The organism is Geobacillus kaustophilus (assembly GCF_000948285.1).
GTDB classification, from domain to species: Bacteria; Bacillota; Bacilli; order Bacillales; family Anoxybacillaceae; genus Geobacillus; species Geobacillus thermoleovorans_A.
The window spans coordinates 2,014,468-2,029,723 of the sequence record NZ_JYBP01000003.1 but is presented as its reverse complement, the minus strand read 5'-3'; the positions used below and the strand labels follow the sequence as shown (position 1 = coordinate 2,029,723).

17 protein-coding genes and 1 pseudogene are annotated in these 15,256 nt (G+C 52.3%); 13 read left to right on the top strand and 5 right to left on the bottom strand.

From position 1 onward, the window contains the following. Positions 1-78: 78 nt before the first annotated feature. Together LG52_RS10500 and LG52_RS10495 are read right to left on the bottom strand one after the other, a co-directional pair. The gene (locus LG52_RS10500; RefSeq protein ID WP_044731875.1) at positions 79-1,233 is read right to left on the bottom strand and encodes an aminotransferase A; all 1,155 of its coding nucleotides are present in this window, start codon (positions 1,231-1,233) and stop codon (positions 79-81) included. A gap of 154 nt (positions 1,234-1,387) precedes the next feature. After that, complete coding sequence (locus tag LG52_RS10495; protein ID WP_011230536.1) at positions 1,388-1,615, bottom strand: IDEAL domain-containing protein; 228 nt, start codon at positions 1,613-1,615, stop codon at positions 1,388-1,390. Positions 1,616-1,804: 189 nt separating this feature from the next. Here LG52_RS10495 and corA point away from each other — a divergent pair, with 189 nt between their 5' ends. From corA to LG52_RS19795, 6 genes are all read left to right on the top strand, one after another. After that, positions 1,805-2,803: a magnesium/cobalt transporter CorA gene (gene corA / locus LG52_RS10490; RefSeq protein ID WP_044731874.1), complete on the top strand. Its 999-nt coding sequence runs from the start codon at positions 1,805-1,807 to the stop codon at positions 2,801-2,803. Between the two features lie 76 nt (positions 2,804-2,879). Further along, positions 2,880-3,530, top strand: a complete 651-nt coding sequence (locus LG52_RS10485) for a glycoside hydrolase domain-containing protein (protein ID WP_044731873.1) — start codon at positions 2,880-2,882, stop codon at positions 3,528-3,530. Between the two features lie 189 nt (positions 3,531-3,719). Further along, positions 3,720-5,348 carry a diguanylate cyclase gene (locus LG52_RS10480; protein WP_044731872.1) on the top strand — a complete coding sequence of 543 codons (1,629 nt, stop codon included), beginning with the start codon at positions 3,720-3,722 and terminating at the stop codon, positions 5,346-5,348. Continuing rightward, the gene (locus tag LG52_RS10475; protein WP_044731871.1) at positions 5,348-6,370 is read left to right on the top strand and encodes a HEAT repeat domain-containing protein; all 1,023 of its coding nucleotides are present in this window, start codon (positions 5,348-5,350) and stop codon (positions 6,368-6,370) included. The genes LG52_RS10480 and LG52_RS10475 overlap by 1 nt, the downstream gene beginning before the upstream one ends. Next, on the top strand, positions 6,370-7,776 hold the full coding sequence (locus tag LG52_RS10470) for a glycosyltransferase family 2 protein (protein ID WP_044731870.1): 1,407 nt from the start codon (positions 6,370-6,372) through the stop codon (positions 7,774-7,776). Before LG52_RS10475 ends, LG52_RS10470 begins: the two co-directional genes overlap by 1 nt. Before the next feature lie 44 nt (positions 7,777-7,820). Further along, positions 7,821-8,003, top strand: a complete 183-nt coding sequence (locus tag LG52_RS19795) for a hypothetical protein (protein WP_156135636.1) — start codon at positions 7,821-7,823, stop codon at positions 8,001-8,003. Positions 8,004-8,085: 82 nt separating this feature from the next. On the opposite strand, the gene LG52_RS10465 is transcribed toward LG52_RS19795, so the two are convergent. After that, a complete protein-coding gene (locus LG52_RS10465; RefSeq protein ID WP_044731869.1) occupies positions 8,086-8,520 on the bottom strand; it encodes a YkyB family protein in 435 nt (144 codons plus the stop codon). A gap of 69 nt (positions 8,521-8,589) precedes the next feature. Then, complete coding sequence (locus tag LG52_RS10460) at positions 8,590-9,459, bottom strand: metallophosphoesterase (protein ID WP_044731868.1); 870 nt, start codon at positions 9,457-9,459, stop codon at positions 8,590-8,592. Positions 9,460-9,602: 143 nt separating this feature from the next. On the opposite strand from LG52_RS10460, the gene fadH reads away from it, so the two are divergent. From fadH to cbpB, 5 genes are all read left to right on the top strand, one after another. Further along, positions 9,603-10,370: a 2,4-dienoyl-CoA reductase gene (fadH, locus tag LG52_RS10455; protein WP_011230544.1), complete on the top strand. Its 768-nt coding sequence runs from the start codon at positions 9,603-9,605 to the stop codon at positions 10,368-10,370. 216 nt (positions 10,371-10,586) lie between these two features. Next, entirely contained in the window at positions 10,587-11,804 is a 1,218-nt protein-coding gene (locus LG52_RS10450; protein ID WP_011230545.1) for an EAL-associated domain-containing protein, read from the top strand. 48 nt (positions 11,805-11,852) lie between these two features. Further along, positions 11,853-12,086 carry a hypothetical protein gene (locus tag LG52_RS10445; RefSeq protein WP_044731867.1) on the top strand — a complete coding sequence of 78 codons (234 nt, stop codon included), beginning with the start codon at positions 11,853-11,855 and terminating at the stop codon, positions 12,084-12,086. A gap of 189 nt (positions 12,087-12,275) precedes the next feature. Then, positions 12,276-12,479 (top strand): antirepressor AbbA, encoded by a 204-nt coding sequence (gene abbA, locus LG52_RS10440; protein WP_044731866.1) that lies wholly within the window; start codon positions 12,276-12,278, stop codon positions 12,477-12,479. Positions 12,480-12,581: 102 nt separating this feature from the next. Next, positions 12,582-13,055 (top strand): cyclic-di-AMP-binding protein CbpB, encoded by a 474-nt coding sequence (gene cbpB, locus LG52_RS10435; RefSeq protein ID WP_044731865.1) that lies wholly within the window; start codon positions 12,582-12,584, stop codon positions 13,053-13,055. On the opposite strand, the gene LG52_RS10430 is transcribed toward cbpB, so the two are convergent. Further along, entirely contained in the window at positions 13,012-13,755 is a 744-nt protein-coding gene (locus LG52_RS10430; RefSeq protein ID WP_044731864.1) for a sulfite exporter TauE/SafE family protein, read from the bottom strand. The genes cbpB and LG52_RS10430 overlap by 44 nt on opposite strands. Positions 13,756-13,873: 118 nt before the next feature. Between LG52_RS10430 and LG52_RS10425 the strand changes: the two genes are divergently transcribed. After that, positions 13,874-14,776, top strand: a complete 903-nt coding sequence (locus LG52_RS10425) for a LysR family transcriptional regulator (protein ID WP_044731863.1) — start codon at positions 13,874-13,876, stop codon at positions 14,774-14,776. Between the two features lies 1 nt (position 14,777). Continuing rightward, positions 14,778-15,221, top strand: a pseudogene (locus LG52_RS10420) (RNA-guided endonuclease TnpB family protein); the annotation flags it as partial. Positions 15,222-15,256 lie beyond the last annotated feature (35 nt).

The window sequence follows — 15,256 nt, the reverse complement described above, 5'->3', positions numbered from 1 at the left end:
TGGAACTTTGTTGAGAGAAAAGCAGCCTCTCTCTTATGGGGGCATGGCGGCATACAGCGATATAATTTTTGAAAACAGTTACGGGCTGCGCTTCGTTTGGATATACCGCTCGAGCCGGTCCAGCCCTTCTTTGAGCACATCGAGCGAATAAGCGTACGACAGGCGGACATGACCTTCACCGTATTCGGAAAAGGCGCTGCCGGGAACGAGGGCGACGCCGGCGTTTTCGACGACATCGAGGGCAAAATCAAACGAAGACATGCCAAAGGCGGCGATTGACGGAAATAAGTAAAAGGCTCCATCCGGCTTCTCGACCGGCAGCCCCATGGCGGTGAGACGACTGTAGGCATACTCAAGCCGCTCGGCGTAGGCGGCACGCATCACCTCGGCGTCGTGTTTGCCGGCGGTCAGCGCCTCCACCGCCGCTTTTTGGCTGATCGATGACGTGCACGAGACGCTGTATTGGTGCACTTTCACCATTTGTTCAACGGCGAACGCCGGAGCGAAGACAAACCCGATGCGCCAACCGGTCATGGAGTGCGATTTGCTTAAGCCGTTGATGACGATCGTCTGCTCCGGCAGCCATTCGGCGATCGAGCGATGGCGTCCGCGGTAAACGAGCTCGCTGTAAATTTCATCGGAGACGATCCAAATCGGTCGTCCTTTCAAAAGTGAAGCGATGTTCTCAAGCTCTTTGGCCGACAGCGCCGTCCCGGTTGGATTTGATGGGTATGGAAGAACGAGGCAGCGCGTATTGTCCGTGATATAAGGCGCAATAAGCTCAGCCGACAGACGGAAACCGTTTGATCTTGTGTCGATGTACACCGGTTTCGCTCCGCACAGGCGGATGAGCGGTTCATAGCCGGGATAGACTGGCGCGGGAAGAAGCACTTCCGTCCCTTCCTCCAAAATCGTGCGAAACGCAACATCAAGCGCTTGGCTCGCGCCGACGGTGGCGATGACTTCGTCCGGCGTGTAGCGCAGGCTGTACTTGTCAGCGACGAATTGGCAAGCCGCCTGGCGCAGTTCCAGCAGGCCGGCGTTGGCCGTATAGGTTGTGAAATCGGCGGCAATGGCCTCTTGGGCGGCCGTTTTTACATGTTCAGGGGTCGGAAAATCAGGCTGGCCGATCGTAAGTGAAATGAGCCCTGGACGGTCGGCGACAAGGTTGAAAAATTGGCGGATGCCTGATAACTGAATGGCTTGAACGCGTGGTTGAATGAGGTGTTTCACGGTTGTCCACCTTTCTTTTTTTGCTTCTATTGTACCATTGGCGAGGAAAACGAAAAAACAAAAATGAGCCCCTTTCCGTCTAGATTGTTCCCACAAACGGAAATGGGGCTCACTTGGTCATCGACGATTCACTTTCCAACTTTGTTCGCTCCTTTTACGCGCCGTATTTTTTCAACAGGTCGTTATATTGGGCGGAAAGCTTGAAAAACAACGGCTTGTTGCCGGCCGCGAGCGCTTCATCAATTTGTTCCATCAGCTTTTTTCTTTGAAACTGGAAGATCGCTTCTTTCAGCACTTGTTCGGCCATCGGCCCGTAGCTGCTTTTTTCTTCCGGTTGGTTGAACAAAACGGCGCCTTCATTCGGGTATTGTTTTTCGTACATGATTCAGTCCCTCCCATATGGGAACGAAACAGTTCCCTTTCTTATATTATCGTCGTTTTTGATGCCAATGTAAAGAAAATTTAGATAAATATTTTTTGTCAATTTTTTCTCTACATGATTTTAATACCCGTTTTTTGTTGGGACTTAACAGTTTTTCGGTTATGATAAGAGGAGAACAAGGCAAAGGTGATGGCGATGATTCGCACGTGTGTTGTGACAAAAGAATTTGAGATTTTGTATGATGTTGACTTAACGCTTGTCAACAGCCCAGACGTCTCATGGTATTGGGTTGACTTTCATGAGCCGACCGATGAGGAATCGGCGCTGCTTGCTTCCTTTTTCCGTTTCCATCCGCTGGCGATTGAAGACTGTCTCGAATATGTGCAGCGGCCGAAGCTCGATTTTTACGACCGCTATTTGTTTGTCGTTCTCCATGCGATCGCTGGGATGACGCTGGAGGCTGAGGAAGTCGATTTGTTTGTCGGGCAAAACTTCATCGTTTCGTTTCATAAGTCGCCGATTCATGCCGTTGATGAGGTGTGGGAGCGATTGAAGCATGAAGAACATATTCAGCAGGGGCCGTTTCACGTCATGTACCGGCTGATCGACAAGCTTGTGGATGATTATTTTCCACCGCTTTATCATATTGAAGACGTGCTGAACGATTTAGAGGAGAATACGAACAATGAACCGATTCACGACATTATTGAAAAAGTGTTTGACATCCGCGGCGATTTATCGAAGCTGCGCCGAACGATCGTGCCGATGCGCGACTTGTTGTACCGCATCATCCATTCCGACCGGCTGCAGCGCATGAAAGAACGGCAGCTGTACTTTCATGACATTTATGATCATTTGCTGAAGCTGTCGGAAATGATTGAGACAAACCGAGAAATTACCGCGGATATCCGTGACAGCTATTTATCGCTCAACTCGAATCGAATGAACAATATTATGATGACATTTACAGCCATTACGACCATTTTCATGCCGCTCTCCTTTATTGCCGGCATTTATGGGATGAACTTTGATTATATGCCTGAATTGCACTGGAAGTACGGATACTTTGTTGTATTGGCGGCCATGGCGGTGATCGGGATGACGATGTTCGTCTGGTTTAAGCGCAACGGCTGGTTTCAGTTGTTGAAAAGTGACTGGGCGAAGGAGGAGCGGGAGCGCCGCCAATAGCTGTATAAAACAGGCTGTTCCCCTCATATACATAATTACATCATGACGGCAGCGTAAGAGCGAAGGAGGGGAATCGATGGCAAGAGGAATTTGGGGCGTCGACTCGGCGCAAGTCGTAACGGATCAACTGTTTCAATGCGTGCGGACGGAGCTTGGCTATCCAAAATTTTGGGGCCGCTATTTGTCGGAAGTGCCGAATGTGTCCGAAGGGTTGACGCGCGACGAGATCGCCCGCATTCGCAACTACGGGGTGAAAGTGCTGCCGATTTATAACGCCTTCCGCGAAGCGGTCGGCTATGCGAACGGGCAAGTGGCGGCGCGCAACGCGCTGTTCCATGCGCGTCGGCTTGGCATTCCAAAAAATAAGCTGCTGTTTGCTAACATTGAAGATTTTTTCCCTGTGGATGCCGCTTGGATCGCCGCCTGGGTGGAAACGCTCTATCCGACCGGATATCGCCCGGGTCTGTATGCTGACCCGACGAAAGGGGATTTCGCTGCCGCCTATTGCGAGGCGGTCAGCCGGAACAACCAAGTGGCGGTGCAGGCAGTCATTTGGAGCGCCGCCCCAAGGACGGGAACGACGAAAGAGCCAAAAGCGCCGCGCTATCAGCCGGCTGCCCCGCCTTGCAGCGCGAACGTCTGGGTGTGGCAGTACGGGCGTGATGCGGAAGAGTGCCCGGTTGATACGAATTTGGCCGATCGCCGCTTGCTTGATTTTTTGTATTGAACAAAGCCGTTGCCAAAAAGCAACGGCTTTTTTAGGGGGGTGAGGCATTTGAAATTGTTGACGGTTGCGCGCTTTTCTTTTCATGTTTTTCATATCAATCGATTATATTAGTAATAGGAAAAAAGGGGGGTGAAAAGAGAATCGGGTGGTGTGGCGAAACAAAGCGGTGATCGGAAAGGAGGGGGGAATATGGATCGATCTGTCGCCTCGCTGTTGGATCTCATCCATGAACAATACGAACGATGGAGGACGGGACCGCCGCTTGACGGTGCGGAATTGGCCCGATTTTTCAATGCTGTCGGCCGGACGGCGGCGGTGATTGGTCGCAGCGACATCGCTGCTGAAGCAGAGCGGCTCATTCATCGGTTGAACGGCCAAACGGAACGGCAATGGACAGCGGAGGAGGCGCTGATGGAGATGGCTCCTCTCCTTCGCTGCTTCTATGAAGCCGGCAAAGGGGCTTCTGCCATCATTCCCTCTTCGCACTGCCAAGGACCGAAAGCAGCTGTTCTCCTTTGTGGAAATGATCCCCTGTTTTTTGCTTACGTCCGCGTCGCCCTGCAAACCGTGCCATGGCGTTTCACGACGATCCCCTCCCTTGAGCAGGCCGCCGCGTCAATGTTTCGCATCAGCCTGGATTGCATCATCGTCAGCGTGAAGGAGGGAGAGTGGGAGAATCCGGACTTGGCGGTTTTGCTTGAGCGCGCCGGACAGCGCCCTTATCTTCCGATTGTCATTGTGAGCAGAGACGAGGGCAAAGAGGGGCGGTTGAAAGGGTATGAGCTTGGCGCGGATGATGTCATCACCATCTCAGCGGCAGATGAACTGTTCGTTCGCGTTCGCCGGCTCATTGAAAAAAAACGAAAAATCGATGACCTTGTGCTCATTGACGAATTGACAGGTGTGTACAACCGGAAGTATTTGCCGCGGGTATACGCCCGTCTTCGGAGCGACCTCGAGCGTTACGGAGTGCCAAGCTGTTTGGCGTTGCTTGATTTGGACCATTTCAAACAAGTCAATGACCGCTTCGGCCACCTTGCAGGCGATGCGGTGTTGCAAAAGCTGGCTGCCTTTTTGCGCCAACATACACGTGGAGTGGATACGGTCGTTCGCTTTGGTGGCGAAGAGTTTGTCGTTTGGCTGGCCAAAACGTCCAAAAGAGAGGCGCGTGCAGTGCTTGAGCGGCTGCGGCGCCAGTTCGCCGCCGAAAAGGTCGAGGTGGATGGCGCACTTCTATCATGTACGTTTTCCGCCGGTTTGGTCGAGTGCGATGAACCGGATCGGCCGCTTGACTATTGGCTGCGTCTGGCCGACAAGGCGCTGTATGCGGCGAAACGAGGCGGCGGCAATCGGATTGAAGAAGCGGTGCGGGAGGAAAACGGGTCTTCGGATGAGGCCCTCCGTCAAGCGCCAACGGATCGGCGGCGATGGAGGGTTGCCATCGTAGACGACGATGAACTCGTGCGGATGATGATCGCCGATCTTGTCTGCAAGCTTGCTGCTGAGCAGAAGAGGGAAGCAGACATTTGCGAGTTCGACGACGGCCTTTCGTTTCTTGAATCTCCGTTTTATCAAAGCGGGCGGCAATCTGTCGTTATTTTGGACCGGGTGATGCCAAAAATGGACGGGCTTGAGGTGCTGAACCGCCTTCGTCAAGAGCGAAAGCCATACAAGGTGATGATGCTGACGTCGCGCCAAGATGAGCGGGATATTGCCCATGCGCTTGACCGTGGGGTGGACGAATATGTGACAAAGCCGTTCAAATGGCTTGAGCTTGAGGCGCGGCTGCGCCGGCTGCTGAAGGAGCTGGATGCGTAATGGCGCTGTTGGTCGTTACGGCGGCAGCGGTTGCTTTATTCACCTTGTTGTCGAATTTGTTCCTGTATTTGGTTGTGCGCAAATGGAGGGAAAAGCGGCGCCAAGTTCGGATATGCGCTTATAAGGAACGACACCGGCTTGGGCTGCTTCGGTATTTGCTCGGCGAGGAGGAACAGCTGTTGTTGCCGGCTTCGCCGCTTGAGCGGGAAGCGATGATCGAACTGCTTGACCATTTTGCCGCCCTTTTGAAAGGAGAACAGGTGCAGGCGCGCATCCGGGCGTTGGCGGAGGAGCATTTTCAAGGATGGCTGCGCCGCCGGCTGTCAAGCCGTCATTGGAGCGAGCGGATGAACGCGCTGTTTTTGATCGAGGACTTGCGGATGCAAGTGATGGTGCCGGAGATGGAGCGGCTGTACCGCTCCGACCGGGTGACGAGGGGGGAAGAGGCAAAGCTGTTGGCTATTTTCGCCCAATTTGACTATAGCCCGGTGGTGGCCTACGTGCTTGAGCCGAAATACGAATTGACCGAGTTTGCGTACCGGGTCATTTTTGGCCATATGAGTGAGCGGCTGCTTCGGCAGGTGGAACAGCGATTTGATGAGCTGCCGCCGGCGGGGAAATGCGCGTTCGTGGATATGATCGGCATCCGCCGGCGCGAGGAGCGGTCGTTTTTGCTGGAGCTCTTGGCATCAGATGAGTTGGAGCTCCGCGTTCGAGCGCTCAAGGCGATGGCGGAAATCGGCATGAAGCTTGAAGCAGCAAGGCTCGAGCAACATTTGTGCTCCCCCTATTGGCAAGAGCGGCTGATGGCCGCCCGTCTTGCGGGAAAATGCCGCGAAGAGCGGCTTCTTCCGTTGCTGTATGAGCGGCTTAGCGACCGTTCATTTGTCGTTCGTTCCGAAGCGGCGGCGGCCATCGCGCGTCTGCCGGGGGGACGGGCTGTGCTGCGCACCGCGGCGCGCACAGCATCGGACCGTTACGCCCGCGATATGGCGAGGCAGTGGCTTCGAGGGGAGGAATAATGGTGGAAGCATGGCGTGCGTTTCTCTGGATCGCAGGACACATTGTACTCATTTACATGATAATCGTTCTCCTTTTTTATGCTTTTTTGCTTATTGTCTCTTTTATCCATTTGCGCCGCGTCCATCGCCTCGATGATTGGGAGCCGTATGAAGAGCTGCTCGACGCAAGCTATGCTAAACCGGTATCGATCCTCGTTCCCGCTTATAATGAGGAAGCCGGCATCGTCGGCTCGGTGCGGTCGCTGCTCGCCATTGAATACCCTGAGTACGAAGTCATCGTCATTAATGATGGGTCGACTGACAAGACGCTTGAGCGGTTGATCGATCATTTTCATCTGAAGCCGGTCTATCGCGTCATTCGCCGCCAGCTGGACGCAAAGGACATCAAAGCGGTTTACCAGTCGCCTGATTATCCGCATTTGTTTGTGCTGGACAAAGAAAACGGCGGGAAAGCGGATGCGTTGAACGCTGGAATCAACGCTGCTCGTTATCCATACATTTGTTCTATTGATGGCGATTCTGTCCTGGAGCGGCGCGCGTTTTTGAAAGTGATGAAACCGATGCTTGAATCCGACGGAGAAGTCATCGCCTCTGGGGGGAGTGTCCGGATCGCCAACGGCTGCCGGATTGAACGAGGCGAAATCGTCAAGGTCGGTTTGTCGCGGCGTCCGCTCGTGATTATGCAAACGATTGAATATTTGCGCGCGTTTTTGCTCGGCCGCCTCGGCTTAAGCCGACATAACTTGCTGCTGATTGTTTCTGGAGCGTTCGGCGTCTTTTCCAAACATTGGGTGGTTGAAGCCGGGGGATATGCCGATACGGTTGGCGAGGATATGGAACTCGTTGTCCGCCTGCATCGATTGGCGCGTGAAAAAAACGAGACGAAAAAAATCATCTACATCCCTGACCCGGTTTGCTGGACGGAAGCGCCGGAAACGTATGGGGATTTGCGCCGGCAGCGGCGGCGCTGGCATCGCGGGCTGCTTGAGAGTTTATGGCGCCACCGGTCGCTGCTGTTCAATCCGAGGTACGGTTCGATCGGTCTTCTTTCGCTACCGTATTTTTGGTTCATTGAACTTCTCGGACCGTTCGTGGAGCTGATCGGCTATATGACTGTTGCTTGCTCTTTCTTTCTCGGAAACTTGTACATCGAATTCGCTCTGCTGCTGCTGACGGTTTCGATTTTGTACGGTTCGCTGTTGTCAGCGGCTGCCGTCTTGCTTGAAGAATGGACCGAGCGGAAGTTCCCGAACGTCTCTGATTTAGTGAGGCTTTTTTTCTTCTCGCTGACGGAGACGCTTTGGTACCGGCCGCTTACGGCCTGGTGGCGGTGCGAAGGGGTGATCGACGCTGTTCGCCGGAAAAAGCAATGGGGGAGCATAAAGCGAAAAGGGGTCTCAGCGTAGCCAACAGAACAGAGGCTGGATTGTTTGTTTTAGAAGGCCGGTGATTGAACAGGGAAGACGGCTCAATCATTTTTTCTCAAATAGAAAAAACTTACGGATATTGTTCTTCTCTTCATTCGAGAATCATTGATTTAGAGAAAATGGCTGCTTTTCACCGGCCTCTTCCTGCAGAGCGAAAAGGAGAGGGGCTTTCATTGCAGGACAGGGCGGGCGAAAAAGCTGGTTAACCATGAAGCAAAAGAGACATCGGTGCCCCTGTTGCCGACCCGGCGTTAAGATGTGCCCGTGTTGAAAAAAACCGGCGTCCGCTTAATAGCGGTCGCCGAGTCGTTTAAATGCGGGTCTTGTCAGCCGTTTCGGCTTTTGTTCCGGATTTTCTTTCAGTCCGGTGTAGGCGATGAGAATGGCTTTTGCCTCCGACAGCGGCATCCGAGCCGGAGGGTTGCGGTACGAATCATTGAGAGCGCCAAGGTGCGGAAGGACGGCGAAATCTTGTTTTGTCGGTGGAATGTGAAAGTAGTAGTCGCCGACGGCGACGAGCACGTCGGATTGCTGTTGGCTGTATTTCGGATTGCGGGAAAAATGGAGGCCGACTTTTTTCGCCTTGCCCTCTTCAAGCAGCTTTTCGATCGCTTTTTTCTTCAAAAGATAAAGAAACGAAGGATTCAATGCTGTCTTAGCATGGCGGTTGACGGTAAAAATCGCTTTGGCAATGTCATCGACCGTCAATTGCAACGGCTTCATCGGCATGTCTCCTTTTTTCTTTCTATTATAGCATAGAAATTGGTGCGATTGTTACATTTCCCTGTGTTTCTAGCTAGGGGAGAGTGAGAAAACCGTCAACTCCGGCGGGGCGAAGAAGCGAAGCGGCACCCGCGTCGTGCCAAGGCCGCGGTTGACGTACAACAAAAGCCCGCCGATGTGGTAAAACCCTTCATAATACCGCTCAGACAGCGGCGGCGTGATGAGCGGCCCGATCAACGGCAACTGAATTTGCCCTCCGTGGCTATGGCCGGACAGTTGAACGTGAATAGGGAAGCGGCGAGCCTCAATGGCGCCGTCTGGCTCATGAACGAGCGCGATTGTATATGTCGCCGGCGGAATGCCGCGAGTCATTTTCAACCAGTCCGGGCGTCCGAGCATCATATCGTCGCTGCCGACAATGGCGATCGTGTCATGGCCGCGTCGGACGAGTGCATGCTCATTGACGAGAACGCGGAATCCGGCCCGTTCCATTAATCGACGGTAAATATCGGTTCCATAGCCGCCGTGATCATGGTTTCCGTAAATGCAAAATTTTCCAAGAGGAGCGCGGACGCCGGCCAACGCCTCAGCGACTGTTTCAGTGTGCGGATACCGGTTCGCCTCATGGAGCAGATCGCCTGTGAATACGACGAGATCGGGCCCGAGTTCGTTGATGCGGCTGATAATGCGGTAAAAGCGTTTCAAGCCGTAATAATGGCCGAGATGGAGATCACTGAACTGCAGCAGCTTGACGCCGGCAAACGACTTTGGGATCAGCGGATGCGACAGCGCATGGTGCGTCACGGTCAGCTCGGCTGGCTCAATCCAGCGGGCATAGCCAGAGGCGGCCGCCGTCGCCAGCGCTGCGCTGAAACTTGTACGCGCCAGCTTTTTCAAAAAGGCGCGCCGGCTTAGTTTGGTTGTTTCGATATGGTGCATCGTTTCGTCGTCCTTTCACAAGCAGCTTTATTATAACGAAAAGAGAGGGAAAAGGACAATAGGAGGACTAAGATGTTCGAATATTCCACTATTTTATGATATGATAAAAATGAATGAGTAATCAGTCATAGGAGGAGAAATGGATGAACGGAAAAGTGATCATTGTGACCGGCGGGTCGAGCGGAATGGGGAAATATATGGCGAAGCGGTTTGTTTCTGATGGGGCCAACGTCGTCATTACGGGAAGGCGGGCCGAGGCGCTCGAAGAGGCCAAGCGGGAAATCGCCGCGCCGGATGGAGGGAAAGTGCTTACGATCCCGATGGATGTGCGCAACCCGGAACAAGTGGCGCACATGGTGGAGCGGACTGATGCGGAATTCGGCCGCATCGATGCCCTCATCAACAACGCGGCTGGCAATTTCATTTGCCCGGCGGAAAAGTTGTCGATCAACGGCTGGAACAGCGTCATTAACATTGTGTTAAACGGCACGTTTTACTGCAGCCGGGAAGTCGGCAACTACTGGATTCAGCGCGGCTTGAAAGGGAACATTATCAACATCGTTGCGACATATGCCTGGCATGCCGGCGCCGGGGTCATTCATTCAGCGAGCGCCAAGGCTGGAGTGCTGGCAATGACGCGCACGCTTGCTGTGGAATGGGGGAAAAAGTACGGCTTCCGCGTCAATGCGATCGCTCCCGGACCGATTGAGCGGACCGGCGGGGCGGAGCGGCTTTGGGAATCAGAGGAAGCGGAGCGGATGACGTTGGAAAGCGTGCCGCTCGGGCGGCTCGGGACGCCGGAAGAAATCGCGGCGGTCGCTTCGTTTTTGCTTTCGGATGAAGCCGCTTACATTAACGGCGCTTGCATCACAGTCGACGGCGGCCAATGGCTGAACCGGCGGCCGTTTTAATCAAATTTGCCATAAAGCAAGATGGTCCTCACCCAAAAGGGATTGCAGGCGGTATTTCTTCATTTATCGCGGGCAACCGGCTCATTGCACGCAACGGCCTTTGTCACAAGCGGATTCCCTGCTGTCAGGGGAGCCGCTTTTTTTACGAGTCAGGAACGATTGGGCAATTATGCTATAATAAAGGCAAAGATGGTCGATGGGGATGAGGTGAACACGATGGATGCATTAGACGTGATGGCCAACTTGCCGCAAGTGATTCCGCACTATCAACCGATTTTCAGCGCCGATGAGCATGGGGTCGTCGGCTATGAAGTGCTCGGTCGGTTTCAAACGGAAACAGGGCCGGTCAGCCTTGGGCCGTTTTTTCACGATGAAACCATTCCAGAAGAATTTCGCATCGAAGTGGATGATGTGATCACGAAAAAAGCGCTCGACTATTTTCTGTCGCTTGATGATCAAACGCTGCTCATTTTTTTAAACCGCGACGCCAACTTGCTGATGCTTGACCGTGGCGAGTCGTTTTTGCAGCTGCTTCTCTCCTATGAAGCGAAAGGGTTGGCCCCAAGCCGCATCGTTTTGGAAATCAACGAGCAGCATTTCAAGGGAGACGTCGATCAGCTCAGCCATTTATTGACGTATCTTCGTACATACGGCGTTAAAGTGGCGGTCGACAACATCGCCGAACATAGCATTCATCTTGAGCGAATCGGCGTCTTGTCGCCTGACATTTTAAAAATCGATTTGCGTGAATTGCGGAAAACGTCCGTTCATCAAGCATACCAGGAAATCGTTCACTCGATTTCGCTGTTGGCGCGCAAAATCGGAGCGACGCTCCTGTATGAGGACATCGAAACGTCATTTCAGCTTCAGTATGCTTGGCGGCATGGCGGCCGCTATTATCAAGGGTATTATTTGGCCAAGCCGGCGCCAGAGGTTGTGCCGCGCGATTTGTTGAAAGACTTGCTCCGCCAAGAGTGCCATCGCTTCATCCAGCAGGAAAAGAAAAAGCTTGAAACGCTGTATCAAATTGCTGAGCAGTTTCAGCAGCGGATCAGCGCGCTGCTTGGCAAATACAAAAAAGCCGCCGATTTTAACGAGCTCATTTCCCTGTTGGCCGGCGAGCTCGACGATGTTTGCTTCCGCATTTATGTTTGTGATGAGGACGGCTTCCAGCAGTCGGGCAATATGTTCAAGCGCGGCGGCCGGTGGGAGCTTCAGCCGCAATATTATATGAAAAACTGGAGCTGGCGCCCGTATTTTTTGGAAAACATTATTCGCATGCGCTCGCGCCGAAGAGGGATTTTGTCCGATTTATACACGGATATTGAAACAGGGGAAACGATCCGGACGTATTCGTATCCGATCGATGAGCGCCATTACTTGTTTATTGACTTGTCGTACAGCTATTTGTTTGAGCATGACGCCCATTATTGACTGCATAAAATCGCCTCATTGCGGCAAAGTAAACATGAGGTGAAACTTATGGCACAGTTAACTTTTGTGTTATCCGCCCTCTCTGTATTGATCGCGGTCATTGGGTTCGTCTATACGGTTCGCCTCGGCCGCCAGCAGCGCTGGCAAGGAGAGCTTGACGGGCCGATCCCGAAAACGGTCGAGGAGCATGCCTATTTGCGCAACCCGATATTGCTTGCGTATGTGCTCGCCGTCTTGCTTGCTGTGTTTGCCATCGGTTATTTGGCGCTTCGATATTATTGAACGGAAGGTGTCCCAACAGAAGCGGGACACTTTTTTTTGATGGCGGCCATGCACAAAATATCACGCATCTGCCTGCTTTAAGGAGAGAAAGCCGTTTTTTGGTCGCTTGGAAATGACGGTTTTTTCCACGACTTTTTTCCTTTGCCGGCGAATATATATGGAAGCGGAAGAGGCAAAGGGGGAATGGAGATGGCGAAGCGGCTGCCGCCAAGGCTGTCGGGCGAGGAGGCGGCGTTATTGCTTGACGTTTTGTTCAGCCAGCAATATGCACTTGAGCTCATCCGCTCTGAGCTGGCGGATATCGAAAACGGAGACAAGGCGGTCGATGAACACCGGTACCGGCAGCTGTTGCGTTTATACGACCGCCTGTTGACAGAGGAAGAGGAAGCATAAAAGTTGTTGTGCACTATCGCTATCGCAGGAAGCGATAGTCTTTTTTATGGTATGATAACAGTGTGGGGAGGAGAAGATGCAGAAGAAAGGCGGAACATCGGCATGACATGGGAACACAATGAATTCATGCAAATGACGGTCAAGCCATTTCTGATTCCGGCGGATAAAGTGGCGCATGTGCAGCCGGGAAATTATTTGGATCATGCGCTGCTCGTCCTTACGAAAACCGGCTATTCGGCGATTCCGGTATTGGACACCTCTTATAAGCTTCACGGGCTCATCAGCATGACGATGATGATGGATGCGATTTTAGGATTAGAGCGCATCGAATTTGAACGCCTCGAGACGATGAAGGTTGAAGAAGTGATGAACCGAAACATTCCGCGCCTGCGGCTTGACGACAGCCTGATGAAGGCAGTGGGGCTTATTGTCAACCATCCGTTCGTGTGTGTGGAAAATGACGACGGCTATTTTGCAGGCATTTTCACTCGACGGGAAGTACTGAAGCAACTGAATAAACAGCTGCGGAAGCCTAATGACGGCCGGAAGCCAGGCCGAAAAGAAGCTGAACAATGAGCAGAAAAGTAATTGTGTGCAATAACAAGCGCAGCTGGCTTTGTTTCAGTTTTTGTGCGACTCGCACTGATGCTTGGGCGCCGATCAACGATCCAATCGCCAAGAACGGAGCGATGTGCCAGTTCACATGGCCACTGTATAGATAAGACGTTAGTGCGCCAAAGCAGCTGATGAACGTTTGGAATCTTGTCAGCGCCATGGCCGATAAGTAATCCATGCCGGCGCGCAAGTAGGCATACATGAGCATGGTGGCTTGGCCAGGGCCAAACATGCCATCATAGACGCTAATGCCGCAGAGAATGGGATATAAGGTTTTAGGGAGAGCAGGAACCGCTGCCGCTTGACCAGGCTGTTTTTTGAAAACTTGCAAACATAGTGCGAACATTAACAAGATAATGGCGATGATGGTCATCGTTCGTTCAGACAGCAGAGAGGCGATGGCTCCTCCTGTTGCTCCCCCGCCAAGGCTAATAGGAATGATGAGCAACAGCTGTTTCCAACGAATGCTTTGCTGGCGAAATAGGACGAAGAAGCTGGAAAACGAGCTGATTGTATTGGAAAACTTGGCGGCGGAAATGGCCTGATGGATAGGAACGCCGATCATAAGCAGAACAGGCATGCCAATGAGGCCGCCGCCGCCAGCTAATGTACCAACGAATGAAGTAGCAAATCCAACGAGGACAAACAGTACCCAGTCCATGCAAGGCAACCCCTTTCTACAAGCGTTCTACAGCTATTGTATTCATTTTATGGAAATAAGAAAATGTTGAAAAAATGGATGAAAATGATAAGAAAAACTTATCAAAAAGGGTGATAGCTTGAATATTTCAGAGTACGAAATACTCGCCGTCTTGGCGGAAGAATTAAATATGAGAAAAGCGGCAGCTCGGCTGTATATTACTCAGTCCGCATTGTCCCAACGGCTGCAGGCGATAGAAGCCAGCTGGAATGTGAAAGTGTTCATCCGGTCCCAGCGAGGTTTACTGTTAACACCAGAGGGGGAAAAAATTGTCCAGCTGGCGAAAGAAATCGTGCAGAAAACGAACAAAGTAAAAGAAGAGATCAAACAACTGACCGGACAAATAAGCGGAACATTAACACTAGCGGTTGTTTCCATAGTTGCACAGCATTGGCTACCCGCAGTTTTAAAAACGTTTATGATGTTATACCCAAATGTAAATGTGTCGTTGACAACTGGGTGGACAAGCGAAGTCTTAAGCAGCATGTATGAAAATCGGTTTCAACTCGGAATTGTTCGCGGAAAACCAAATTGGAGCGGGATTGCGACGCGTTTATTTTCGGATCAGTTATATTTAGTAGACCAAGAAATTCAATCTCTGGAGCAGCTGCGCCATATCGACCGGCCATTTATTCAATTTAAAAGCGATTCGACCTATTCGTTGCATATCCAACAATGGTGGCATGAACAATTTCAAGCCCTGCCGCCGCGAACAGTGATTGTCGACCAAATCGAAACGTGTAAACAGCTTGCTTACCATGGAGTTGGCTACGCGATTTTACCGGAAATTGCTTTAGATGACCGAGAACAACATCTTGTTCATATGATTCCGCTAAAAAATAAGCGAGGTGAACGGATGACGAGGGATACATGGCTGATTGGTTCGGAAGCCGCATGGCAACTACCGCAAGTACAAGCCTTCCAGAAGGTGCTGCAAAATTTTATCATTCCAAACCGAGAAGACCCCCACTTCTACGCGTGAGCGTAAGCTGGGCGGTTCGAACTGGCGCAAAGCCCGCTTGAAAGTCGCCAAGCTTCATGAGAAAATCGCCAACTGCCGGAACGATTTCCTGCACAAACTGTCCACCCGCCTCATCCGCGAAAACCAAGTGGTGTGCGTGGAGGACTTGCGTGTGCAGAACATGCAGAAGAATCGCAAGTTGGCCAAACGCATTTCGGATTCCGCGTGGGGGCGCTTGCTTCAGATGCTCGAGTATAAAGCGAAATGGTACGGGGGGACGTTGGTTCGTGTCGGCCGCACGTTTCCATCGAGCCAATTGTGCTCGTGCTGCGGGCGCCGGCATGTTGAGGTGAAATCTCTCGACATCCGCGAGTGGGTGTGCCCGAACTGCGGAGCCGAACATGATCGGGACGAGAACGCCGCCCGAAATATTTTGCAGGAAGGGCTTCGTTTGCTGTCTTCGTAAGACAGCTGAACCGTGGGACGCACGGGGATGGCTTG